18 protein-coding genes and 1 tRNA gene are annotated in these 23,898 nt (G+C 61.6%); 11 read left to right on the top strand and 8 right to left on the bottom strand.

Going from position 1 to position 23,898, the window contains the following annotated elements; translation table 11 throughout:
* Positions 1-1,090: 1,090 nt before the first annotated feature.
* The 7 genes from QZV93_RS09160 to QZV93_RS09130 all read left to right on the top strand — a co-directional run bounded on the left by QZV93_RS09160 (position 1,091) and on the right by QZV93_RS09130 (position 10,139).
* Entirely contained in the window at positions 1,091-2,770 is a 1,680-nt protein-coding gene (locus QZV93_RS09160) for a PQQ-binding-like beta-propeller repeat protein (protein ID WP_295557813.1), read from the top strand.
* 81 nt (positions 2,771-2,851) lie between these two features.
* Positions 2,852-3,220 carry a cytochrome c gene (locus QZV93_RS09155; protein WP_295557812.1) on the top strand — a complete coding sequence of 123 codons (369 nt, stop codon included), beginning with the start codon at positions 2,852-2,854 and terminating at the stop codon, positions 3,218-3,220.
* 251 nt (positions 3,221-3,471) lie between these two features.
* Positions 3,472-4,017: a hypothetical protein gene (locus tag QZV93_RS09150; protein WP_295557810.1), complete on the top strand. Its 546-nt coding sequence runs from the start codon at positions 3,472-3,474 to the stop codon at positions 4,015-4,017.
* A 28-nt stretch (positions 4,018-4,045) separates the two neighbouring features.
* Positions 4,046-5,626: a GMC family oxidoreductase gene (locus tag QZV93_RS09145; protein WP_295557808.1), complete on the top strand. Its 1,581-nt coding sequence runs from the start codon at positions 4,046-4,048 to the stop codon at positions 5,624-5,626.
* Between the two features lie 116 nt (positions 5,627-5,742).
* Positions 5,743-7,200 (top strand): dihydrolipoyl dehydrogenase, encoded by a 1,458-nt coding sequence (gene lpdA / locus QZV93_RS09140; protein WP_295557807.1) that lies wholly within the window; start codon positions 5,743-5,745, stop codon positions 7,198-7,200.
* A 19-nt stretch (positions 7,201-7,219) separates the two neighbouring features.
* Positions 7,220-7,798 carry a YbhB/YbcL family Raf kinase inhibitor-like protein gene (locus QZV93_RS09135; protein ID WP_295557806.1) on the top strand — a complete coding sequence of 193 codons (579 nt, stop codon included), beginning with the start codon at positions 7,220-7,222 and terminating at the stop codon, positions 7,796-7,798.
* Positions 7,799-8,195: 397 nt separating this feature from the next.
* Complete coding sequence (locus tag QZV93_RS09130) at positions 8,196-10,139, top strand: sigma-54-dependent Fis family transcriptional regulator (RefSeq protein WP_295557804.1); 1,944 nt, start codon at positions 8,196-8,198, stop codon at positions 10,137-10,139.
* Here QZV93_RS09130 and QZV93_RS09125 read toward each other — a convergent pair.
* The 5 genes from QZV93_RS09125 to QZV93_RS09105 are packed head-to-tail and all read right to left on the bottom strand — an operon-like array spanning position 10,114 to position 13,892.
* Positions 10,114-10,872 (bottom strand): hypothetical protein, encoded by a 759-nt coding sequence (locus QZV93_RS09125; RefSeq protein ID WP_295557802.1) that lies wholly within the window; start codon positions 10,870-10,872, stop codon positions 10,114-10,116. The two genes, QZV93_RS09130 and QZV93_RS09125, sit on opposite strands and share 26 nt — an antisense overlap.
* Before the next feature lie 4 nt (positions 10,873-10,876).
* Entirely contained in the window at positions 10,877-11,587 is a 711-nt protein-coding gene (locus tag QZV93_RS09120) for a 2-oxo acid dehydrogenase subunit E2 (RefSeq protein WP_295557800.1), read from the bottom strand.
* 18 nt (positions 11,588-11,605) lie between these two features.
* Positions 11,606-11,839 (bottom strand): lipoyl domain-containing protein, encoded by a 234-nt coding sequence (locus tag QZV93_RS09115; RefSeq protein WP_295557798.1) that lies wholly within the window; start codon positions 11,837-11,839, stop codon positions 11,606-11,608.
* Positions 11,824-12,876 (bottom strand): alpha-ketoacid dehydrogenase subunit beta, encoded by a 1,053-nt coding sequence (locus tag QZV93_RS09110; RefSeq protein ID WP_295557796.1) that lies wholly within the window; start codon positions 12,874-12,876, stop codon positions 11,824-11,826. The genes QZV93_RS09115 and QZV93_RS09110 overlap by 16 nt, the downstream gene beginning before the upstream one ends.
* 59 nt (positions 12,877-12,935) lie before the next feature.
* Positions 12,936-13,892 carry a thiamine pyrophosphate-dependent dehydrogenase E1 component subunit alpha gene (locus tag QZV93_RS09105; protein ID WP_295557794.1) on the bottom strand — a complete coding sequence of 319 codons (957 nt, stop codon included), beginning with the start codon at positions 13,890-13,892 and terminating at the stop codon, positions 12,936-12,938.
* 975 nt (positions 13,893-14,867) lie between these two features.
* Here QZV93_RS09105 and QZV93_RS09100 point away from each other — a divergent pair.
* The 3 genes from QZV93_RS09100 to QZV93_RS09090 all read left to right on the top strand — a co-directional run bounded on the left by QZV93_RS09100 (position 14,868) and on the right by QZV93_RS09090 (position 19,258).
* A complete protein-coding gene (locus QZV93_RS09100) occupies positions 14,868-16,991 on the top strand; it encodes a PQQ-dependent dehydrogenase, methanol/ethanol family (RefSeq protein ID WP_363156836.1) in 2,124 nt (707 codons plus the stop codon).
* A 146-nt stretch (positions 16,992-17,137) separates the two neighbouring features.
* Complete coding sequence (locus tag QZV93_RS09095; protein WP_295557792.1) at positions 17,138-18,106, top strand: PQQ-dependent catabolism-associated beta-propeller protein; 969 nt, start codon at positions 17,138-17,140, stop codon at positions 18,104-18,106.
* 570 nt (positions 18,107-18,676) lie between these two features.
* Positions 18,677-19,258 carry a LuxR C-terminal-related transcriptional regulator gene (locus QZV93_RS09090; RefSeq protein ID WP_295557790.1) on the top strand — a complete coding sequence of 194 codons (582 nt, stop codon included), beginning with the start codon at positions 18,677-18,679 and terminating at the stop codon, positions 19,256-19,258.
* A 61-nt stretch (positions 19,259-19,319) separates the two neighbouring features.
* Here the strand turns inward: QZV93_RS09090 and QZV93_RS09085 are convergent, their stop codons facing one another.
* From QZV93_RS09085 to QZV93_RS09075, 3 genes are all read right to left on the bottom strand, one after another.
* Entirely contained in the window at positions 19,320-20,783 is a 1,464-nt protein-coding gene (locus tag QZV93_RS09085; RefSeq protein WP_295557788.1) for a methyl-accepting chemotaxis protein, read from the bottom strand.
* A 266-nt stretch (positions 20,784-21,049) separates the two neighbouring features.
* Positions 21,050-21,448, bottom strand: a complete 399-nt coding sequence (locus tag QZV93_RS09080; RefSeq protein ID WP_295557786.1) for a c-type cytochrome — start codon at positions 21,446-21,448, stop codon at positions 21,050-21,052.
* A gap of 73 nt (positions 21,449-21,521) precedes the next feature.
* Positions 21,522-23,246 carry a PQQ-dependent dehydrogenase, methanol/ethanol family gene (locus tag QZV93_RS09075; protein ID WP_295557785.1) on the bottom strand — a complete coding sequence of 575 codons (1,725 nt, stop codon included), beginning with the start codon at positions 23,244-23,246 and terminating at the stop codon, positions 21,522-21,524.
* A 348-nt stretch (positions 23,247-23,594) separates the two neighbouring features.
* Between QZV93_RS09075 and QZV93_RS09070 the strand changes: the two genes are divergently transcribed.
* Positions 23,595-23,671: transfer RNA gene (locus QZV93_RS09070), tRNA-Pro, on the top strand.
* The last annotated feature ends 227 nt before the right edge of the window (positions 23,672-23,898 follow it).

Raw genomic sequence — 23,898 nt, 5'->3', positions numbered from 1 at the left:
GCTCCGCGATCCGCTCCTCGAGATCCGCGCAGCAATTGCCGCCTAGGTCAGCTGCATTGGCATTGGCGTGTGCGAAACACAGCCCGGCCGCTGCCACCAAGGCGCCTGCCACCCTATTTTTTACTCCCCCATTCATCGCGTTAGGCCCTTTCCCGTCAGTTGTTATTTGGTCTAGTTTCCTTGTTGTCGGTTTTCTCAAAGTGCCAAAGGCAAAACCCCCATTTCTCTCTTTGGCGCTCTGGTCGAAAACCATCTTTTTTACGCTTGTTGTCCCCGGAAGTTCGGATTTGCTCTCCAAGATCGAGGACTGCCGGCGCGCACTGTGGTCCGGTCACGGATAGTGTGAGCAAGCGCTGTGCCAATCCGGCACTACCCACTGTCGGACGGCGCGCGGAGGGAAAGCGCACGAGTTGCACCGATTACAGACATTGAGAAAATGTACTTGGAAATCAAAGCACTATAAATCAAGCTCAGCTTGAGTCAGGCTATGAAAGGCGACAAGAATCGTTGCCAATGCGCAACAGGGAAAGCCACCGGTGAACGTAAGAACGCATGCGCACCGAACGCACTCACCCATGCAACGCCGACAAGCGAAAACCCCATGCGACATTTGTCGCGTGACGTTCGACAGTCGCATCGACGTCCGCACAGGGACTTTACGCGCGGAGGTGGTTAGAGAATTGAATGCCGAAAGGCGCTGGCGATGAGGCTTGAGCGAGCGCCAATTCTATCGATCTCCACGCGTGCATTCCATCCCGCGGAACTTTTAGCGCGAGTCGGCTCTCCTCTCGTTCCGCCCTGGTGCGGTGTTTTGCAAATCCGACTTTTATTTTTCTGATGAACCGGTGCCGCGGCGGTTTCGCGCGAGCGGCAAAATGAACTCCGCGGTCAGATCGCATGTCTATGCGTGCGACAATTGTAGCGCGTCAGGTGACGCATATTCCTGCCCAGGAGGTATCGGAAAAAGCGGATAGGAAAAGCGGAAAGACGGGTTAGGAAATACTCCCAAAGCTTGGCACAGAGCCTGCATCGATCATTGCCGTTAAGTCATAACAGTGTCAGCCCGGCATCGGGCGACGGGGAGAGGAACATGCTGAAAGGAATGGAGCGGAAGCGCTCCTGGTCGAGCATTGTCGGTGGAGCAGCGCTTGTTCTGCTGAGCGCGGGCGCCGCAAACGCGGAAGGCAAAGGGCCGGGTTTTGATGATCCGAACAACTGGCCGCAGTATCATCGCAGTCCCAACGCATGGCGCTTCAGCCCGTTGGACCAGATCAACAAGGGCAACGTCAAGGATCTGCACATTGCCTGGATCCATCAGCCGGGCGTGATCACGCACGGCCTCCAGGCGACGCCTATCGTCATTGACGGCGTGATGTACACGATCGCCGCCGACAACAACGTCTTCGCTCTCGATGCGGCGACCGGAAAGATCATCTGGCGCTACACCGCAAAGCTCGATCCGATCGTCAAGGAAGTCTTCTATCAGTCCGCGAGCCGCGGCGTGACCGTCGGCCGAGGCAAAGTCTTCATCGGCTCGTTGGACGGCCGCTTCATTGCGCTCGACCAGAAGACCGGCAAGGAGCTGTGGTCCACGCAGCTGACGAACATGAAGGCGGAGTATGGCGCTCTGTTCTCGTCGCCGCCGCAGCTCGCGGGCGACATCGTGTTCGGAGGCACCACCGGCGGCGACCAGCCTATCGTCGGCAAGATCTTCGCCGTGAAGGCCGACACCGGCGAGCGCGCATGGACCTTCGAAATTCCGAAAGACGACCCCAAGAGCTGGCCTGGCGAAAGCCGTCACATCGGCGGTGGCTCCGCGTGGTTGCCCGGAACCTACGATCCCTCGACCGACACCATCTACATCGGCACCAGCAACGCTGCGCCGGATTTCAATCGTGAAGGCCGCGAGGGCGACAACCTCTACACCGCGACGGTCCTGGCGCTCGATCCCAAGACCGGCAAGATCAAATGGTATCGCCAGGAGGTTCCGAACGACACGTGGGACTTCGACTCCGCCTACGAGGCATTGCTCGTTCCGGACGGAGACAAGACGTCACTCGTGCATCTGAACAAGAACGGCTTTGTGTATGTGATGGACAAGGACAACGGCGATATCAGGAACGTGTGGCAGTACACGGAGAACATGAACTGGGCGAAGGGCGTCGATCCGAAGACGGGTATTCCGATCGAGCCGAACTTCCCCGAGACCGACAAGACGAAGCTGCACTGCCCGAACCTTCTCGGCGCGCGCAGCTGGAATCACGGCTCGTATAACCCTGGGACGAAGCTCTGGTACTCGCACGGCATGGAAGTCTGCAACCACGTGACGAGCGCCAAGCAGGAGAAGCCGGCCGGCGTCGGTTCGCTCTCCCTCGGATTGGCCGACATCAAGCTGACGGATCCTCCGGGCAAGAAGGCCGATGGTTGGCTCGCGGCGTTCAATCCGCTGACCGGCAAGGAAGCCTGGAAGATCCGCTACGACATGCCGCCGCTGAGCTCGGTTCTCTCGACCGCAGGTGGTCTCGTGTTCACGGGTGACATGCACGGCAACCTCTACGCCTACGATGCCGACGACGGCAAGGAGCTGTGGAAGTTCAACGCCGGATCCGGCTCTCGCGGTGGTCCGGTGAGCTATGCGGTCAATGGCAAGCAGTACATCGCCATCCCGACCGGTCTCGGCTCTCACGCACCTGGGTTCCTCAGCGGTGCGTTCCCGCAGATCAAGGACCTTCCGGGCGGCGCCGCGCTGCTCGTCTTTACAGTGAACTAAAGTTCACTAGCATCCAACGGCCACCGAGCCCTACGTCTCGGTGGCCGTTTTCGCGTTTCTCGACGGAGGGATCCCTTAGCGATGAACTGTCAAAGCCTGCGCCTCGCTCTTGCCTGCATGATGATCTGCGCATGCATAGATCGTCCCGCGCTCGCAGAGGACGCCACGCCTCCGTTCGATCTGTCCGATCCGGCGAAAATCGAGATTGGAAAAAAGCGCTTTGGCGCCAATTGCGCCGCCTACTGTCACGGTTCCGAAGGCGAGGGCGGCAAGACGCCGAGCTTCAAAGGCAACACGAATTTCTCGGCCGCCGCCGCCCACAAGACCATCACCGAGGGGCGCACCGGCGCCGACGTGATGCCCCCGTGGGGCAATACCTTCACGCCCGAGCAGATATGGGAGCTCGTCGCCTATCTGAATTACCTGTCGAAGCAGCCGCCTTCCAAGTGATGGCCCGCGCGGCCCTCGAGATCGTGCGCTTCAAGCGCCTCCTTGCCTTTCGACACGCGATGCTCTGTTACAGGTGCCGCACAAGCAGTGCGACTGTAGCGCCTCGATGGGGATCATCGCACGTTGCTGACTTCGCATTTCTCGCGGTTTCATGAACGAACCCGTTGGCACGCAACTTGCGAAAGTTTTCTGTGTGAGCCGCCACAAGAGCCTCGGACAAGGGGCCAGAAACAGCGGCAACGGGAGGAAAGATGTACAATTCACCGCTGCAGGTCGGGGAACCGGCTGTCGCGGGTGCTGACTTTACGCGTCGGCGCCTGCTTAAATCCATGATGCTCGTGACGGCCGCATTGGCCCTTCCGGCGCTGCCGCCGGATGCTTTCGCCGCCCCGTTGAGCGCGGATCAGAAGACCACTCTGCTTCGCGTTGCGCGCGACATTTATCCCCACGACAGCCTTCTCGATGATGCCCCTTACCAGGCAGTGATCGACGCCATTCTCGTCGAAGCCGAAAGCTCGCCCACCGTTGCGGACCTTTTGAGCAAAGGTGTCGAGGATCTCGAGCAACGCGCGCAGCACATTTACAAAGTGAATTACACGGCGATTTCCAAGCCCGAGGAACGGGAGGGAGTCCTGCGCTCGATCGAGCTCACCGACTTCTTCCAGAAGATCAAGGGCGGCCTCCTGATGGGGCTCTACAACAACAAGGCTCTCTGGCCGAAGTTCGGATACGACGGTTCGTCCTGGGAGACGGGCGGATTCATCGACAAGGGCTTCGACAAAATCGACTGGTTCTGAAACCGGCACTGATTTCCCAGGGGGGACAATGAGCACGAAATTCGATCTCAACGACGACAGCGTTGTCGTTATCGTCGGCTCCGGCGCAGGCGGCGGAACGATGGCCAACGAGCTCGCCCAGAAGGGCGTGAAATGCGTCGTTCTGGAAGCCGGCAACAAGCTGACCTTGGACGACATCGAGAACGACGAATGGGCCATGTTCTCCAAGATCTCGTGGCTCGATAAGCGCTTCTCCGCAGGCGGCTGGCATGGTGCGGTGAACCATCCCAATCTTCCGGCGTGGATCGTGAAGGGCCTGGGCGGCTCGACGGTGCACTGGGCGGGCGTATCGATCCGGTTCCAGGAGCACGAGTTCAAGATGAGGACGACCAACGGCGACGTCACCGGCGCCAACGTCATCGATTGGCCGATCACGCTGGCGGAGCTTTCGCCTTACTACGACAAGGCGGAGCTGAAGATGGGCACCACCGGAGAGGTGACCGGCATGCCGCATCTTCCCTGGAGCGCGGACTTCAAGGTTCTGGCCGAAGGCGCCCGTCGCATCGGATACTCGAAAATCACCGCAGGACCGATGTCGATCAATTCCGTCGAAAGGGACGATCGGCCGGCGTGCCAGCAGATCGGCTTCTGCATGCAGGGATGCAAGCTCGGTGCGAAGTGGTCCACGCTCTACACCGAGTTGCCGAAGGCGGAGGCCACGGGCAATTGCGAAATCCGCACCAACTGCATGGTTCTGACCATCGAGCACGACAAGTCCGGAAAAGTGACCGGCGTCGTGTATGCGGACTCCGCCGGGACCAAGCAGCGCCAGAAGGCGCGGGTGGTCTGCGTCGCCGGTAACTCCATTGAATCGCCCCGGCTGCTGCTCAACTCGGCTTCGAACATGTTCCCGAACGGACTTGCCAATTCGTCGGGACAGGTGGGCCGCAACTACATGACGCACATGACGGCAGGTGTGTATGCCGTCATGCCGGGCGAGGTTCACATGAACCGCGGGACGGCCGTCGCCGGCATCGTGCGTGACGAAGCGCACAATGATCCGAAGCGAGGCTTTGTTGCCGGCTATACGCTCGAGAAGCTCGCGCTGGGATTGGGGTTCCTGTCCGCGTTCCTCGTTCCAGGACCCACGGGATGGGGCCGCAAGGTGTCCGGTGCGCTCGAAAAGTACAAATACATGTCGGGGGTGTGGATCTGCGGCGAGGATCTGCCTCAGGAGCAGAACCGCATCGAGTTGCACGCGACCGAGAAGGACCAGTACGGCTTGCCTGCGCCCGTCGTCTACAAGACCGACCACCCGAACGACACCAATATGCGCAACCACGCCTATCAGCAGATGGAAAAGATCTACAACTCGCTCGGGTCGACGGAAATCTACAATCTGCCGGCCTACCCGGCGAGCCACAACATGGGCACCAACCGCATGAGCGAAAAGGCGCGCGACGGCGTGCTCAACAAGTGGGGTCAATCGCACGACATCAAGAACCTCTTCGTCTCCGACGGCAGTCAGTTTTCGAGCAGCGGCTCCCCGAACCCGACGCTGACGATCGTCGCTCTGGCAATCCGCCAGGCGGAGTACCTCGCTAAGGAAATGCAGCAGGGAAATATCTGAGGACGCTTCCGCCTTAGATCAACCGCCGTTGCGCCTCTGCGAGCGGCCGCACATCGAGCAAGGAGCCTCGCGGCAAATCCCGCGAGGACCTCTCGCTCTCAAGCATGAAGGACACGATGGACAATTTAGACTACGACGTCGTCATCATCGGCGCCGGACCCGGCGGCTACGTGACGGCGATACGCGGCGCTCAGCTTGGGCTCCGGTGTGCTATTGTTGAACGAGAGCATCTCGGCGGCATTTGCCTGAACTGGGGTTGCATTCCGACCAAGGCATTGCTGCGCACCGCGGAGGTGATCCATCTCGCGTCCCGCGCCAAGGAATTTGGACTCAAGGCAGAAGGCGTGGGCTACGATCCCGCAGCTGTCATTCAGCGGTCCCGATCCGTCTCCGCGCAGTTGAACACGGGCGTCGGCTTCCTGCTCAAGAAGAACAAGGTCGATGTCATCTGGGGAGAGGCGACAATCGCGCGCGCACCCGGTGCCGGCGTGCCAGGAGAAATTTCTGTCCGTGCCACCGAGAAGCCCGTCGTGCAGCCGCAGCACCCCGCGCCCAAGGCCGCGCTTGGGCCAGGCACCTATCGCGCGCGTCACATCATCGTTGCGACCGGAGCCAGGCCGCGCGTCCTGCCCGGCATCGAGCCGGATGGCGATCGCATCTGGACCTATTTCGAGGCCATGAACCCGCCGTCGGTTCCACGGTCGCTGATCGTTGTCGGATCCGGCGCCATCGGCATCGAGTTCGCGAGCTTCTATCGTGCGCTCGGCGTAGAGGTCACCGTGGTCGAGGTGCTTCCGCAAATTCTTCCCGCAGAGGATGTCGAAATCGCTGCGTTTGCCCGCAAGCAGTTCGAGAAGGCGGGGATCAAGATCCTGACCAACGCGCGCGTCGCGGCGATCGCCAAAGAGCCCGACGGCGTGCGCGCGACGGTGATCCACGATAACGCCACGCTGGAGATATCGGCCGAACGCCTGCTCTCGGCGGTCGGCGTCGTCGGCAACACGGAGAACCTCGGTCTCGAAGCTCACGGTGTTGAGCTCAGGAACGGGACCATCGCCACCGGCGCTCTCGGTCGCACGAACGTTCCGGGCATCTATGCGATCGGCGATGTCGCCGGTCCGCCGATGTTGGCACACAAGGCGGAGCACGAAGGGGTCGCTTGCATCGAGGGTATCGCTGAGCGCCCGGCCCATGTCGTGTTGAAGGAGAGGATTCCGGGCTGCACCTATTGCCATCCCCAGATTGCGAGCGTGGGGTTGACGGAGGCACGCGCGAGAGAGGCCGGCATCGATATTCTCATCGGCCGCTTTCCGTTCAGGGGCAACGGCAAAGCCATTGCGTTGGGTGAGACCGAAGGCATGGTCAAGACGATCTTCGAAACCGGAAGCGGACGCCTGATCGGCGCCCACATGTGCGGCGCGGAGGTCACGGAGTTGATCAACGGTTTCGTCATCGCCATGCAGTGCGGGGCCACGCAACGCGACCTGAGCTTGACGATCTTCCCGCACCCGACGTTGTCGGAGATGATGCATGAGAGTGCATTGGCCGCAGCGGGTCAGGCCATCCACATTTAGCTGTCAACGGAGGATCAGAGTGATCAAAGTCAGAATTGCAACGCTGGCCGCTGCGCTCGCTGCAACGGGGTGCGTCTTCGGCGCTGCCGTCGGCGTGTCCGTCGCAGCCGAGCCGGGCGCCGCCACGACGCTGTCTCTCAAGAGCCCGACCTTTAAGGAAGGGGCCCCGATCGGCAACGAGCACTTCTGGAACAACTTCGGCTGTAGCGGCGGAAACAAGCTGCCGGACCTCGAGTGGGACGCTGGGCCGGAGGGCACGCAAAGCTACGCGATCACCTTCTACGATCATGACGCCCCGACGGGCAGCGGCTTCTGGCACTGGGTGATCTACGACATCCCGGCCGACGTCCGAGCCATCAAGGGCGGCGTGCTGCCGACCGGCGCCGTCGAAGGCAACACCGATCTCGGCAAGCCGGGCTTCTTTGGCCCGTGCCCGCCCGTCGGTCGCAAGCACCGTTACACATTTACCGTACACGCCCTGAAAACGCCGAAGCTGGAGGTCGAGAAAAACGCGACGGCTGCTCTGACGGGGTTCTTCATTTACCAGAACACGCTGGCGACCGGTGAGATCAACGGCTACGGCGGACCGCGCCAGTAATGCCGCAAGAGATCACCTTCGCTGATTCGGCATGAACCGTGATGATGACGGACGCGAGGCTCGCGGCTCTTGCTGCGGGCCTCGCGCTTTTTCTTCATCGATCTTTCATCAAGGTCGAGCGCGAGAAAGCAACCATTCCGAGTAGTGCCGGGCATCGGATCGGAGTGCCTTCGCGAGTGATGGGCTGCATCGGCGGCCAAGAATCGCGTTTCTCATCTAGTTAAAGTTGAGGGATGCTCCTACCTCAGTATGCGGAGTGCGAAGCAGCCTCTAAGTTGCTTAATCTTGTACTCTTTACGTCACCATCCTGCGACAAACTCGCCTTGCTTGTGCTGATGACAAGTGGCAAGGTCGAAATAGGAAACGCTTAAAGAACAACCACTAGAGATCTCTGGTAATGTCCCAGAATCCGATCCGCACAACCGGACAACAGTCTGGTGGCGACGTTATTCAGGCTTCCTGGAACCGCTGCGTCCAGGAGTACGGCCTCGATCCGACTATGCGCAGAGACGTCGAGCGCGTTGGTGACCAGAATATTCGGGAACTGCGGTCGCGCATGGAGGAGATTCTCTTCGAATCCGATGCGACAGTCGCACACCTGCGACACGTGGCGCGCGATGCCGACTATTGCCTGCTGCTCAGTGATGCGACGGGCATCGTCGTGCAGGGATATGCCGACACCACGGCGAGCCAGGAGCTCGTGCACGAGGGCCTCGCGACTGGATCGCGATGGAACGAGAATATGGTTGGCACGAACGGCATCGGCACGTGCATCGTGTCGCGCCGCTCGGTGACGGTGGCTGGCGCCGCCCACTACAATCAGACCTTGCGGGCATTCACCTGCACAGCAGCGCCGATCTTCGCGCCGGACGGCCGCGTGGCGGCAGTGCTGGACTTCTCCGGCCGATCAGTCGCGAACAGCTCGGAATGTTCGTTCGCCCATCACATCGTCCGCGAGGCCGCCGCCAACATCAGCACGACGCTTTTCCGCAAATGCCACCAGAACAGCTGCATCGTCGCGCTTTCGCGGGAGCCGGAGGCGATGCCGCTCGCGTTGAATGCGCTGATCGCCACCGACGAATCGGGTCGCTTGCTGGGCGCCACTCAGGAGGCGTTGTCCTTCCTCGGCGTGGCTGAGCTCTCCGATTTGGGCGGCTTGCTGATTCAAGATCTTTGGCGCGTGTCCTTGGACGACCTGAAGCCCTTGGCGTCCCACAACGTCAAGCTTAGCGGAACCGACGGCGCCGATATGTACGTCACGACCTTCCTGCCCAAGAAGAAGGCGCCGCGCAGCCCGACGAGCCCGTCGCCATCGAAGTCGCGGGCCGCGGGCAAATCGGCACCGCTCGCGCTGGACCGCGTGGCGGGCAGCGATCCGAAGATGCGCCACAACGTCGATCTTTGCAGAAGGCTGTTGGATCGCGACATCTCCCTGCTGCTCCTCGGCGAGACAGGTGTCGGTAAGGACACGTTCGCCAAAGCCATCCACCTCGAGAGCAACAGGGCGGCCAAGCCTTACGTCGCCGTCAACTGCGCTGCGATTCCCGAGACGCTGCTGGCGAGCGAGCTCTTCGGCTACGCGCCGGGCACCTTCACCGGCGGATTGAAGACGGGCCGCGTCGGACGCATCGTCGCGAGCAACGGAGGAACGCTGTTTCTGGACGAGATCGGCGACATGCCGACCGATCTCCAGGCCCATCTTCTCCGCGTGCTCGAGGAGCGCGAGGTCTCGCCGCTGGGTGCTGCCGAGCCCATCGCCGTCGACGTAAGGATCATTTGCGCGACCCACCGCGACCTGCCGCAACTCGTCGAGGCCGGGCGCTTCCGGCGCGACCTCTACTATCGCATCAAAGGCGCGCAGATCGTCGTCTCTCCCTTGCGGGAGCGGTCGGACATTCTCGAGCTCGTGGCGCGCATCTTCGAGGACGAGCTCGGCGCCGCCGATGCGGAGAAGATCGTCCTGTCGGCCGAGGTGCAGGATCTTTTCCGCAAGTACCGCTGGCCCGGAAATCTCCGCGAGCTGAAAAACGTGATCCGCTGGATCCTGTCGGTCCACAGCGATCACGTGATCACGCTCGATCACCTTCCGGACGAGCTGCTGGCCTGGTCGAGCTCGGCGAAGACGGATGTCACGCGTCACCTGGCTCAGGTTGCGGGCAGTCAGCCGAGCGCGACCTTGGAGCTCGCTTACGAGCGCGTCGAGCAGGAAAAGATCATCGACGCTCTCAAAGCGACTAAATGGTGCATCACGACGGCCGCGCAAACCCTCGGCGTGAGTCGGGCGACCTTGCACAGGAAGATCCGCAAGTACGGGATCATCTCTCCGAACCAGCAGGATTGAAATCTCTCCTCTGGTGGAGGAAGTGGCTGAGCCGTTCCACGATCAGCTCGGTGCTTGCGCGTGGCGTGAAAAGCGTGGCCAGCGACGTATGCCGAGCGGGATCCACCTCGCGCTCCTCTCCGCAGAGCCGATAGAAGCGGTTCGTTGCGGAGATGCTGAACTCGATGTCGGGATCGGCCAGGATGGCGGCGTGGGCGAGTACGGCCACGCCCGGTCGCCCGTCGCGCAATTGTACCAGCCGCCATCGTTGCGCGGTTCCTGCGAGTTTCAGTCCATCGACGACGATGTTGAAGGCGCCATCACAGAAGGCGCCGGGCACGCTCGAGAGGTAGGCGTCGATACCGTGCGCGCCGAGAAACTCCAGCAACGGCGCACAGAACCTTTGATAGGTGGCTCGGATGCTGAGGTCCGTCGTGCGAGGCACGACGAAGGCAGCGGACGCATTGATGACCCCCGGTGACTGGGGCGTTACGTCCCCTCCGGTGTCGCGGACGTAGACCGGCCATCCCCTGAGCGACATATCCAGGGACGCGACATAGAAATTGGCGGCGTTTGCAGTTTGTGAGGGAACGACCAGCGATTGATGCGTTCTCCAGACCGCCCAATCGCAGCCGGCGCCGCGTGCAGCCGCCGCATCGAGCAACTGTCTTTCGAGCGTCTGAGCCGTATTGAAGTCGAGGAGCGGATCGTGAGACGCCGTCTCCAGTGCTGCCGCCTGTAAGCTGCTCGGCACGGCGCTACTCGGGCTGGAACTGTTCGATGGCCAGGCAAAGATCGGTGAGGAAGTTCGCGGCGGGTGCGCCGTTGACGGCGCGATGATCGAACGTCAGCGAGAGTCCCATGACCGGGCGGGCCACGATCCGTCCGTCCACGGCCCACGGGCGCACGCCGGACTCGCCGATGCCTAGAATTGCAACTTGGGGCATATTGAGGATGGGCGTGAAATAGCGGACACGCGACAAGCCGATGTTGGACAGCGTGAACGTCCCGGCCGTCATCTCCTTCACAGAAAGCTTGTTGATGCGCGCCCGCTCCACGAGATCGCGCCGCGCCTCGATGCGCTGCTCGAGCGACATGCGATCTGCGTTCAGGATCGTCGGCGCGACCAGGAGATCGCCGGGAAGCGCGATGGCGCAGGAGATGTTCATCGCGGATTTCACCCGGATGGCGTTCTCCTCGAGCGTGGCGTTGAGGCCCGGATGCTTGCGCAACGTCGCGACGACGGCATGAACCAAAAGGTCCTCTACGGAAGCCTTCACGCCCCGCGCCGCCAGAAGCGCCTTAGCTGCGTTGAGGGCCGTCACGTCGCACTCGGCGAAATGAGTCAACTGAGCCGAGGTCGAAATACTCTCCTTCATCTTCGACGCGATCATCCCTCTCATTCCGGTGAGCGGAATGATGCGGTCTGGAATCTCTGCGTCGACGGGAGGCGGGATTTCAGCTTGCACGGCTCAGTTCCTCGTCCGTTATGCGATTGTGGCGATCGAGCCGCCCTTGGCGACAACCGCTTCGACCGGTAGCCCGATCTTGATGGTGCCGGCGCCGGGAGACCGGATCTCGTATTGCACTTTCTCGACCATGATCTCGGCGATCAGCTGTCCTGCCGAGACTTGCGCTCCGTCGGAGACGAGCCAGCTGGTAATGGCAGCCTCCGCGTCCTCCTCCCAAAGATCGGTTGGGATCTTTACATCCACCGCCATCCGCGTCGTCCTTTCATTTTCTCGTAGGCTTCGATGATCTTCTCGGGGTTCGGGAGCGCGAATTGCTCCATCGGCCGAGTGAACGGAATGGGGATATCCGGATAGGCGACACGCTGAGGCGCGGCTTTGAGAACGGAAATGTCGCGCTCGGCGATGCTGGCGATGATCTCGCCGGACACGCCATAGCTGCGATAGTCCTCGTCGACGACGATGAGCTTCCCCGTCTTCGAGACCGAAGCAAACACCGTCTCGCGATCGAGGGGCACGAGTGTCCTGAGGTCGATCACCTCGGCGCTGACGCCCTGCGTCGACAGCGTCTCAGCGGCCTTGAGCGCGTTGTGAACGCCCATCGCCACGCCGACGATGGTGACGTCCTTGCCTTCGCGCACGATGGCCGCCTTCCCGAACGGGATCGTGTAGTTCTCTTCCGGAACGTTCACAGTCGCGGCGGGCTCCGTGCCGAGCCAGCCCATGCCCTGCAGGCCCTTGTGGTACATGTAGATCACGGGGCTGTCGTCGCGGATCGCGCTCGTCATCAGGCCCTTGGCATCGTAGGCGTTGCTCGGGGCGACGACTTTCATTCCGGGCAGATGCGCGAACGTGGCGTAGAGACATTGGGAGTGCTGTCCGGCGTCGGAATAGCCGCCTCCCGTCGATGTCATGAGCACCACGGGCACTTTCACCGTGCCGCCCGAGAAATAGATGTTCTTGGCCATCGAGTTGTAAATTGCGTCGAAGCAGACGCCGAAGAAATCGACGAACATCAGCTCGACGATCGGGCGCATGCCGTCGGACGCGGCTCCCACGGCGGCGCCCATGAAGGCGGTTTCCGAGATCGGGGTGTCGCGGATACGCTCGGCGCCGAACTCGTCGAACAATCCGCGTGTGTTGCCGAACACGCCTCCGAGCTGTCCGACGTCTTCGCCCATGACGAAAACGCGCGGATCAAGGCGCATTTCCTGGGCAATCGATTCAGCCATAGCGCGTGCGATCGTCAGCCGGCGCTCGTTGACCGCAGCGGCAGCTACGGAAGACATGGGCGTTCTCCTGTTTTAATTTTTTAGCTTCGTCGTTTCTGAATCAGCGGGTGCGCTTGTCAGGCAAACACCTTTTCCAACGCTTCTTCCGGCGCCGGGTAATCGCTCTCTCGTGCAAATTTGATGGCGTCATCCACCGCGCTGCGGGCTCTCGCGACGATCGCGGCGTTGTCTGCATCGGTGAAGCCGTCTTCGCTTTCCAGCCGCCGTGCAAGCGCGGGGATCGGGTCCCTGGCCCGCAAGGTGTCGAGCTCACCCTTGGGCCGATAGCCCTCGGCGTCGCCCATGAAGTGGCCGGCCAACCGATCGGTCTCGATGTCGATGAGGCTCGGACCCCCGCCGTTGCGCGCGCGCGCGATGGCCTCTCCCGCCGCCGAGAAGATGGCGATCGGATCGTTGCCGGGAACGAGGTAGCCCGGCATTCCGTAGGCCTGCGCCCGCATGGCGTTATTGGGAACCGCCGTGGATGTCGCCTTCGAGACGGAGATGCCCCACGCATTGTCCTCGACGACGAAGATAACGGGTAGCTTCCATAGGGCCGCCAGGTTGAGCGCCTCGTGGAACGCACCCTGGTTGGCCGCACCCTCTCCGATATAGGAGACGGCGACGCCCTCTTTGCCTTGCATTTTGCGCGAGAGCGCAGCGCCGACCGCGGGCCCCATGCCCTGAGCAATGATGCCCGAGCAGCTGAAGTTCACGTCGGGATCGAAGATGTGCATGTGGCCCCCGCGGCCGCCGCTCAATCCGGTCTTCTTGCCGAAGATCTCGGCGGCCATCTTTTTGAGGTTCACACCCTTTGCGATGGCGACGTGATGGGGACGGTGCGTCGAGGTGACGACGTCCTCTGGCGTAAGATGCGCGCAAACACCGACGGCACACGGTTCCTGCCCGTTGGAGAGATGCATCTCACCCGGGATAGGCCCCTTGGCCATATTGAAAACAGGCTTCTTTCCCTCGAGGTAAATTGTTTCAATTGTCTCTTCGAAGTAACGGCTGACGAGCATAGTCTCGTACATCCATATTTTTTGATCGCGTGTTGGAAGCAAGAGCACCCTCCCCGATAACTATTTTTATTCGCGCGACGATCACGGCACGCGCTAGCGTTCAGCCTATCCCTCGCGTGCGCAAGTCCTGACGCATTCTTCGTGCCAGAGCTGCGCAGGGAGTTAAAGTGTTGACGAACTGCGAGAAACGCTCGCGAGCAGGGACGCGTTGCGACAGGTCCTGTCTCGCCGTTGCAACAATCGTCGCATGTCGATCGACAGAGCGCGCCACGTTGCTCTGCTGTGCGGCGCAGCAGTCTGTTTCGCGACCGGAATTCCGGTTGGGCTTCGAAGAGGGCGGCCGTTGGCACGGGCCCGGTCCAGGGTCGGAGCGTGCGCCACTGCGCGCAACGCCTATAACGGCTGGATCAACGCTGAGACAGATGTCTCCCGTGAACCGTCGCTCAAGCGCCAAATTGGAAGCACTGCCGGGCTGATGCGACTTGGCACGGCGCTTGCCCACTGTTGATTGAAAAAACGTTGGCTGAAAAAAACGTCGCTTGAAGAAAAACGAACGGGCCGTCCTTGAGAACGCGCCCGCAGGCTGGAGGAAATAGAATGAGACGGTCACGTCCGCTGCCAAGCCCATACCCGCTCCGAGCAGATCCCGGCAGCGCTGCGCTTCTTCCAGTCTGATCCGGTCTGGTCGGACCAGTCGCGAGGGGGGATCCGGTGGTGGCCGGGCATATCCGCACACCCACTATTCCGAGTCCAGCTGCGCCCTTGGTCCGCCGTCCGACCGACACGAGGCGTCGACTCGAAATTCGAATGGCGGACGAGGGTGGTCGGGAGACGGATCTCGGGATGTTCTCCGAAGAAATGCGGCCGTAAACGCCGACAGCACAAAAAGCGCTGCGAAATCGAGCTCCGCCGCGGGGCAGTTTCCATCGCCATGAAAACAAAACGAAAATATCGCATAATAGGAAACACGGTGAGGAGGCGACAAGGATGAAGGCGAACCGATTAGGACGTATGACCGGCGCTGCAATGATACTGGCTATCGCCGGTACGCTTCCGGGTTCTTGGAGCCGTGCGTCCGCGGAGACGGTGGTCGATGATGCCGCAATGACGGACGCGGCACAGAAAGACAACTGGCTGGCTTACGGCCGCGATCACAGCGAGCAGCGGTATAGCCCCCTCGACGAAATCAATGTCGACAACGTCTCGAAGCTTGGCCTCGCCTGGGCGCTGCCGTTGCCGGCCGACCGTGCTCTCGTCGGCACCCCGGTCACCGTCGATGGCGTTCTCTACTTCACCGGCAGCTACAGCGTAGCTCGTGCGGTTGATGCGAAAACCGGAAAACTGATTTGGGAATATGATCCCGAGACCTTGAAGCATGCCGGCGATCGCGCCCGCATGTTGTGGGGCTGGAGCCGCGGTCTGACCTTCTACAAAGGCAAGGTCATCATCGCCACGGCCGACGGCCGCCTCATTGCTCTGGATTCGAAGACCGGCAAGCCGATCTGGACCACGCAGACGTTCGACCCCAAGCTCCCGCTGCATATCAGCGGCGCCCCCAAGGCATTCCGTGACCTCGTCATCATCGGCAACGGCGGCTCCGAGCAGGGTGGCGGGCGCGGGTTCATCACCGCCTATCATGTCGACACCGGAAAAGAGGCATGGAAATTCTATGTCGTGCCCGGCAACCCCGCCGACGGCTTCGAGGATGCAGCCCAGGAGATGGCGGCCAAGACCTGGACCGGCGAGTGGTGGAAGATCGGCGGTGGCGGCCAGACGTGGAATGCCTTCACCTACGATGCCGAGTTCGACCAGATCCTGATCGGAACCGGAAACGGCGGTCCCTGGAACCAGAAGATCCGCAGCCCGCAAGGCGGCGATAACCTCTTCCTCTGCTCCGTCGTCGCGCTCGATGCGACGAGCGGCAAGTACAAGTGGCACTATCAGACGACGCCCGGCGAGACGTGGGACTACACCTCGACCATGGACATCGTCCTTGCCGATCTCGAGCTCAAGGAGGGCGAGGGCAAGAAGAAAGTTCTGATGCACGCGCCGAAGAACGGCTTCTTCTACGTCATCGACCGCAAGGACGGAAAGCTTCTCTCGGCAGAGCCGTTCGCAAAGGTCACCTGGGCAACCGGCATTGACATGAAGACCGGTCGTCCGATCGAAGCCCCTGGAGCGCGTTACGAGAAAGAGCCGGTAACGATCTGGCCGAGCGTGTTTGGTGGGCATTCCTGGCACGCCATGTCCTACAACCCCAACACCGGGTTGGTTTACATCCCCAAGATGGAGTTGCCGACCCACTGGGACGACTCCAAGATCGACTTCAATTCCTGGAAGAAGCCCTCGTTCCAGATCGACGTTGGCGTCGACGTTGGCCTGGGCGGCGACATCCCCAAGGATGCGGGAACGAGCTTCCTGACGGCATGGGATCCGGTGAAGCAGAAGAAGGTGTGGGAGGTCCCGCAGCCCAACTACTGGAATGCGGGAACGATGACCACGGCTGGTAATCTCGTCTTCCAGGGCCAGATCGACGGCAAGTTCGCAGCCTACGACGCACGTGACGGCAAGGAGCTCTGGTCGGTCAACGTGGGAAGCGGTATCAGCGCTCCTCCCATTACCTACGCCGTTGACGGCAAACAGTACGTGTCTCTCCTGGTTGGTTTTGGTGGCGCCGCGGTTGCCTATGGCGGCGGCAGTTCCATGGCCCAGTATGGTTGGGGCTACCGCGCGCAGCTTCGTCAGCTCCTCACCTTTGCGGTTGGAGCGGACAAGCCGATGCCAGAAGTCGGCGAGCGGACCTTCGCAAAGGTGCTGACGCCGGCCGGCTTCACGCCGGATGCCGCTTTGGCGGACCGCGGCGAGCATCTCTACAAGTCGTCGTGCGCCTGGTGCCATGGTGCCGGAGCCGTCTCCGGCGGCTACACGCCTGACCTGCGAGCGTCCGAGGCAGTCCTTCACGACGAGCAGCTCAAGAAGATCGTTCAGGAGGGAGCTCTCTTCCCCAGCGGGATGCCGCAGTTCAAGAATCTTACCGATGACGATCTGAAGGCGCTGCAGAACTTCATCAGAAAGAAGGCGTTGGACGCCGCGCAGCCGCCGAGCAACTGATCGCGCTCGGCTGCCAACCGCTCGACGGACGTGCAAGCGCTGGTTTGCGCTTGCACGTCAAACCCTCGAGAGCTGCCCCGCGCGACGTGAGCGGCGCGCCGGAAGAGATCGCGTTCCCATCCCTAGTCGGCTGAACGGAATGGACCATGCGGATCCGAGCGAGACATGTTGCCATCGTACTCTGGGCGTTCTCGCCGTCGATCGGTGAAGCCCATGAGGTCTTCGTCAGCAACGAGAAGGACAACACCGTCTCGGTGATCGACACCGCGACGATGCAGGTCGTCCACACCATGTCCGTGGGCAGCCGCCCCCGCGGTCTGAAGCTGTCGCCTGACGGTACAAAAATCTTCCTCTGCGCGAGCGACAGCAACGCCATCCAGGAGTTCGACGCGCACACCTATAAGCACATTGCCGATTTCAAGGACATCGACGACCCGGAGCAACTGGCGCTCGCGAGCGATGGCAAGCGTCTCTACACCGCCAACGAGGACAGCGCCGCCGTCACGGCCATTGACATCGAAACTCGGGAGGTTGTCGGACGCGTGGACGTGGGCGTCGAGCCGGAAGGCATCGCCGTGTCTCCCGATGGAAAAACCGTTGTCGTCACATCGGAGACGAGCAACATGGTGCACTTCATCGATGCGATGAAGCTCGAGGTGTTCGACAATGTTCTCGTCGGCGCCCGCCCGCGTCACGCCGAATTCTCCGCCGATGGCAAGAAGCTCTGGGTGTCATCCGAGATCGCCGGATCCGTTTCCGTCATCGATGTCGCGACACGCTCGATCGACAGGACGATCGCGTTCGAGGTGCCGGGCCTCACCAAGGACATGGTCACTCCGGTGGGCATCCGTCTCACGAAGGACGGCAAGAAGGCGTTTGTAGCCCTGGGCATGGCCAATCGTGTGGCTGTCGTGGATGCCGAGTCCGGGAGCGTCGAAAAATACATGCTGGTTGGGATGCGCGTCTGGCACCTCGAGTTGACGCGCGAGGACAAGCTGCTCGTCACCACCAACGGTGCGTCCAACGACGTGACGCTCATCGACGTAGCGACGCTGGCTCCCGTGAAGTCGATCCGGGTAGGTCGATATCCGTGGGGCGCTGCCGCCCGGCCCTGATCGCCGGGGATCTGGGCTCTCTCCCAATGATCGAAGTTCAGGCCGTGCGCAGCGCCGATGAGCGATGCCGCCGAACGCCATCCGTGTAACGAGGACAAAAAGCGAATTTTCCGAGGAGTTTCCGACGCGAGGCGTCGGTATGCGTCACCTGTCTCAGGGATATGTCGCATCCGCGTGTCACACGGACATCGGCCTCGGGAAAGAATTCCCGGCGCCGTTTCCCGAACCGCGTCGATCAGAAGAAAACGAGGCAGGGCAGAACGTTATTTCCCAAGGATACGCACGTCGCGCCGCCGTGCGCGGCCATCGACCGTCGTCTAGCGCACCATTTGCTCTCCTTGGCACACCATTTGCTCACTGCGATGTGACGTTCTCCGAGACGGGCGGGATGCAGTCAGTTTTCACGCGGCTGATGGTGTGTCCGACGCTCGTCTCGTGACCCTTGGGAAGGCTGCGAGGTTTTCCGGGGGGAGGCGGCTCGTCTATTCCCTTCTCCCAATCGACGAGGCGAGCCGCCTCACGTTTTTTTCGTCGCGTAAATGCACCCGGCCCCGTCGACAGGATGCCCCGATGCGTTCGATCGTGAACGACTCCGATTTGGTCGCCAACGTCGCCGCGATATCGGAGCATCACATTGTCATTGCCGAGAGGCTCCTGCTGACGCACCAGCAAAGGCGAGTGCTTGTTCTGCTCTGCCAAGGCCGCACCAACAAGCAAATCGCCGAGAGCCTGGGTCTCAAGGAGCCCACGGTGAAAACGCACGTGAGCGGCGTCTTGAGGCGGCTTGGCGTGAAATCCCGCACTCAGGCCGTGCTGCTTTGCCAGCATGGCGCGCGGCGCAAAGGATCGCAGGAAATGCCCTTGCGCGCCGTCGGACGACCTTGCGGGGAAAGCGGCAGCGGCCTGTCGCGGAGACTGCTCTTGCTGACGGAGCGGGAGCTGCAGGTCCTGCAGATGGTTCGGCAAGGACTGTTCAATAAGCAGATCGCGTTTGCCCTCGGCGTCTGCCAGGCGACGGTCAAAGCGCACGTCGGCGAGATATTGCGAAAGCTAGGCGTCACGACGCGGACGCAGATCGTGATCGAGGTCTCGAAGCTCAATTCCGGCGCGCTCGGCGCGCCGCCCCTGGAGTTGCGTTCGGCTGCCGGTTAGCGGCGATTGCCGAGCCCCCGTCGCGGACGCGAGCGCGGCTTTCTATGAAAAGCGGAAAGACCTACGAGCGGCCCTCGCTGGTGTACGCAAGCCTGAGCCCGCCCCAATGACGGCCCGCGACCAGGATAGGCGCTGAAACGTCCATCATCGGCACCTTGCGGCCTTGGCCCATGTCGCGCTGATAGGTCTGCACCAGGAACGGATCGCGATTGCTTCCGGCCGCCGTTCCGACCCGATCGTTGAAAATTCGCCGGTTGCGGCAGTTGGCGGCGTTCCAGACGGGATCGGAGCCTTGCGGCTTCGAGAATTTGCTGTTGTGGGTCGGGATGTACCCGTTCCGGTCGATAGGAGCGCAGAACACCACCCGCTCGCTGAAGCGCAGAGCCTCCTCGATAAGGTCGCGCAGGATGCGATCGAAAGTATCCACGTAGCGCGTCCGGAACTGCTCGGGATTGGTGTCCGCGACACGCGTGTAATGCGTGTCGAGCACATCCTCCAGGGTCAGCGCGCCGCCGCTGACCGCGTCATCGATCTTTTGAGAGACGAGTGCGGCGCGCCGCATGACCTCGAGCACGAATGGCGTATCGTCGGACTGCACGCCGGAATCGACCGTGATGGAGAGCAGTTTTTCTCCCGATCTCTCCAGCGTCGTGAGACGCTTGTCGATGTGGGCGATATTGACGGCCGACTCGCCAAATCCACTCGAGAGTTCGTCGATCCCCTGCACCAGCATGCGTCCGCGCTCTTCGATCACCGCAACGCGCGTCGTGATCCCCGATGTTTGCTCGGCAACTCCAACCACCGTCGCTTCGATGCCGTCGAAGGTGACGGCAAGCTGCGCGTTGCTCGCGCTCACGTCGGCGGCAATGTCGGCGCTGCGCTGGCTCTGCTCGATCAGCTGCTGGACCTCGAGAGTGAGCTCTTTCATCGTCAGAGAAATTTCGCGTGTGGCCGCCGCCGTCTGTCCGGCGAGCGCCTTGACCTCGGAGGCGACGACCGCGAAGCCTTTTCCCGCCACGCCGGCCCGGGCCGCTTCGATGGTGGCGTTGAGCGCCAGCAGGTTGGTTTGGCTCGCGATCGTATTGATACCGTTCGCGACCTTGATCACTTTCCCCAACGCCTCCTGCACGCCTCCGAGAAGATCGCGCTGTTGCGAGACGGTACCGACGAGGGCATCTACGCCGTCCATGGAGTCCCGGAGCTTGCCGAGCGACTGCGCGACTTCCGTTCTTGCATTCTCGACGATCCTGAGGCTTGAGGCGGCGCCGTCTGCGATCCGCGCGTTGTCGGCGCCAAGCTCATGCATCTCGGTGCGAATATCCGAGAGCTGGCTCGCCTGCCGTTGCATCCTGGCCGCGAGTTCGCCTACGCTGCACGCGACATCCACGATGCCGTGCCCAACGCCGTTGGCTTCGGTGGCGAAACGCCGGATGATTTCGTCGGCTGCCGGAGCAGCCTCCAAGACGGCGCGTTCTGCTGCGCCGGCTTGCGGCACGTCGATAGCGGGGCTGAGCGGCTTGTTCAAGGTTCACCCATCCAAATAATGAGGTGGCCCGAACGGCGACACCACACCATCGAGCCATCGAGCGGTTCTGGAGTTTTTGGAAACGCAATCGGCGACGCAAGTGAATGCAGCGCGCACGCAGCGCGACAGGGCTTTCTCTCATCGAGGAAATGTTACGGTGCGGCGTTCGCTTGTCTTGGTCAACTCCTCCAAAGGTTGAAGGTTGGCGCAAAACTGTGCGTACACGCCGTCGACGTGGTTAGCGTGCCGTAAGTGCAACTGATCCGCTACTTGGGCGTGGGTTTGGGTTTCGCGCGCGCGATCCCTTCCTGCCGAAGGTAGGAGATGACCTGCCAGATTTCCGTCTCGGTGTACGTACCCTCGAAGCCGCCCATGAGCGTACCGGGACGCCCCTTGAGGATAATGTCGAACACGATCGTGTCATCGGCGCCGCCATTAGGCCGAAAAAGACCTTCGACGAGGTTCGGCGCGCGGGCGCCGAGGCCATTCGGGCCGTGGCAGAAAAGGCAGGTGTTGCTGTAGAGGGATTTGCCCGCCTCGATCGCCTCCGCCTGGCCTTCGAGTGGGTTTTTCAGTTCCGCGGCGTCGTCGGCGAACGTGGGCTCTGCACGAGTGGCGAGCAACGCTGCCGTGGCCATCGACAGCGCTGCCGTCAAGAGTTTCATCTTTCGGAGGCTCCTGCGTGTGAGGTCGATGGAGCGGCACGCCGGCATGGGCTGTCGGCGTGCCGCCCGAGGTTTATTTACGCTTATGGACAGCGAACACGAACAGGCTGCCGCCGAGCTGGCGTGTCTTCAGCCATTCGCCATAGACCAGCGGCCAGATGCTGCCGCCGCCCGGTCCAGCCAGGATGGCAACATACTGCGTATCGCCGACCATGAAGGTCGTGGGGTTCGAATGGATGCCGGTGCCGACATTGAACTCCCACAACGTCTCGCCGGTGTCGTCCTTGATGGCACGGAAGGTTCCTTCCGCGTCGCCGTTGAAGACCAGGCCGCCGGCGGTTGCCAGCATGCCGCCCGTGGCGGGTGTATTCTGACGGCGTGACCAGACGAGTTCGCCGGTCGTGCCGTCGAACGCCTTCACGTAGCCTCCGCCCGGATTGAGACGCAGCACGTCCGTTCCCAGGAACCATTGACCTGGTTTGAACTCCTGCTTCTTCGCGGCGAGATCCATGGACATGTCGCGGCCCGGAACATAGACGTAGCCGGTTCTCTTGCTGTAGGCGGCTGGCACCCATTCCTTGCCGCCGTCGAGGACCGGAGCAATGTCTTTCGTCTCCTTGCCGTAGGTCGGAATTTTATCGGGATCTGCCTCAGGCCGGCAGTTTTCGCCCCAGCTCTTCACCCAGTTGACCCGTCCCATCGGCACGACCCAGTTGCATTTGTAGGTCTTGCGATCGATGGAGTAGAGGTGCCCGTTGCGATCCGCATGCAGCCAAGACTTGCGGTTCTCCTTGTCGGTGATGAGGATGACTTCGTTGGTGCCGTCGTAGTCCCACACGTCGTGAGGCGTGTACTGGAAGTGGCCTTTGATCGCGCCGGTCTTCACGTCGACTGCGATCGTCGATCCCGTATACAAGTTGTCGCCGGGGCGCACGCTGCCGTCGAAGTCCGGCACCGGATTGCCGACGCCCCAAAGAAGAAGTCCGGTTTCCTTGTCGTAGGAGCCCGGGAGCCACGGGGTTCCGCCGGCTGTCTTCCAGGACTCTCCGCCCCAGGTCTTCGCGATCTCTTCCTTGCCCGTCATGGGAACGGTGTGCGTCTTCCACGCTTCTTTGCCGTCGTCGGCATTGAGGGCATAGATCGTGCCCGGATTGGCACCGACGTCGCCACCGGAGTTTCCGATCAACACCTTTCCGTCGACGATCACCGGCATGGATGTGAAGATCTCGCCGGTCTTGTAGTCGCCGAGCTTCGTTTCCCAGACCACCTCGCCGGTGTGGTTGTCGAGGGCAACGACATGCGTGTCGAGCGTGGCAAGGATGACCTTGTCCTCATAGGCAATCACGCCGCGGTTCACGTCACCGCAGCAGAGCTTCGGACCGAGATCGGCAGGAAGCTTGCGGTCGTAGCGCCACAGCACCTTGCCGGTGACGCCATCGATGGCGAACACGCGGTTCTGGCTTGACGACACGTAAAGACGGCCGTTGACGGCCGTAATCTGCGAATCCTGCGCGCCGAGAACGCCGAAGGAGAGGCTCCACTTGGCGACCAGGTCGCCGACATTCTCCGTCGTGATCTGCGAGAGCGGCGAATAGCGCGTGCTCTCGTAGTCGCGGCCGTACATGAGCCAGTTGTTCGGATCCTTGTCCGCATTGAGAAGCATGTCCTCGGTGACGTAGTACTCGATATGCTTTCCATCGAGTGTCGAGACGCCGAGTGAGAATGCCGGCGATGCGCAAACGCCAATTGCGGCGCTCGCGAGCAATACGCTCTTGAGGCCAACCCTTGAGCCCTTCATCGATCTTCGCTCCCTAGTTTCGACGCGCTTTTTTAGGCAACCCGATGGGATTGCCTTGCGGTCTGCGGGAGGTCGGCTGCATCGACCGTGCCATAGCCGAGAAAACTTCCCGGGAAGGGAATATCAATGACTTGGGTAATATTGCCTGGGTAACATGGGAAAAATGGACGCCACAGGTGTAGCGGTGGCAATACGGTGAGGATCCTGTGATCCGCGAAGGGTTTGGGGGTGGGAGCAGGGGGGCTTATCGGCCATCACCGATCATGGTAGAAGGCCGCCGCGGCCCTGCGAGATGAGACCATTCTCCACCGCCTGCGTCGCGATCTAAGTTATTGATTTACAAGTAATCGGGGCATAGCTCAGCCTGGTAGAGCGCCTGCTTTGGGAGCAGGAAGTCGGGAGTTCGAATCTCTCTGCCCCGACCAACACTTAGCTTGTCATTCCGAGTTTCCAGAAACCCTCTCATTCCGAGTTTCAGGCCTGTTCTGTTCCTGCCGCCAGGCTCGCGCACGCTCGCGAGCGATCGCCGGCGGACCTCGATCTGATGGCAGCAAGCGGCCGCATCGCCGAGGTGCCAGCCGGCGGATGCGTGGCCGTTGCCCGCGTTGTTTGGGTTTCTCCTTCACCAGCAGCGAACGGAGCGGGCTGAACC

Origin of the sequence: uncultured Hyphomicrobium sp. (assembly GCF_902826555.1) — a bacterium.
Classification (GTDB): Bacteria; Pseudomonadota; Alphaproteobacteria; order Rhizobiales; family Hyphomicrobiaceae; genus Hyphomicrobium_C.
The sequence above is the reverse complement of the archived record's forward strand: the minus strand, read 5'-3'. Positions and strand labels throughout refer to the sequence as shown.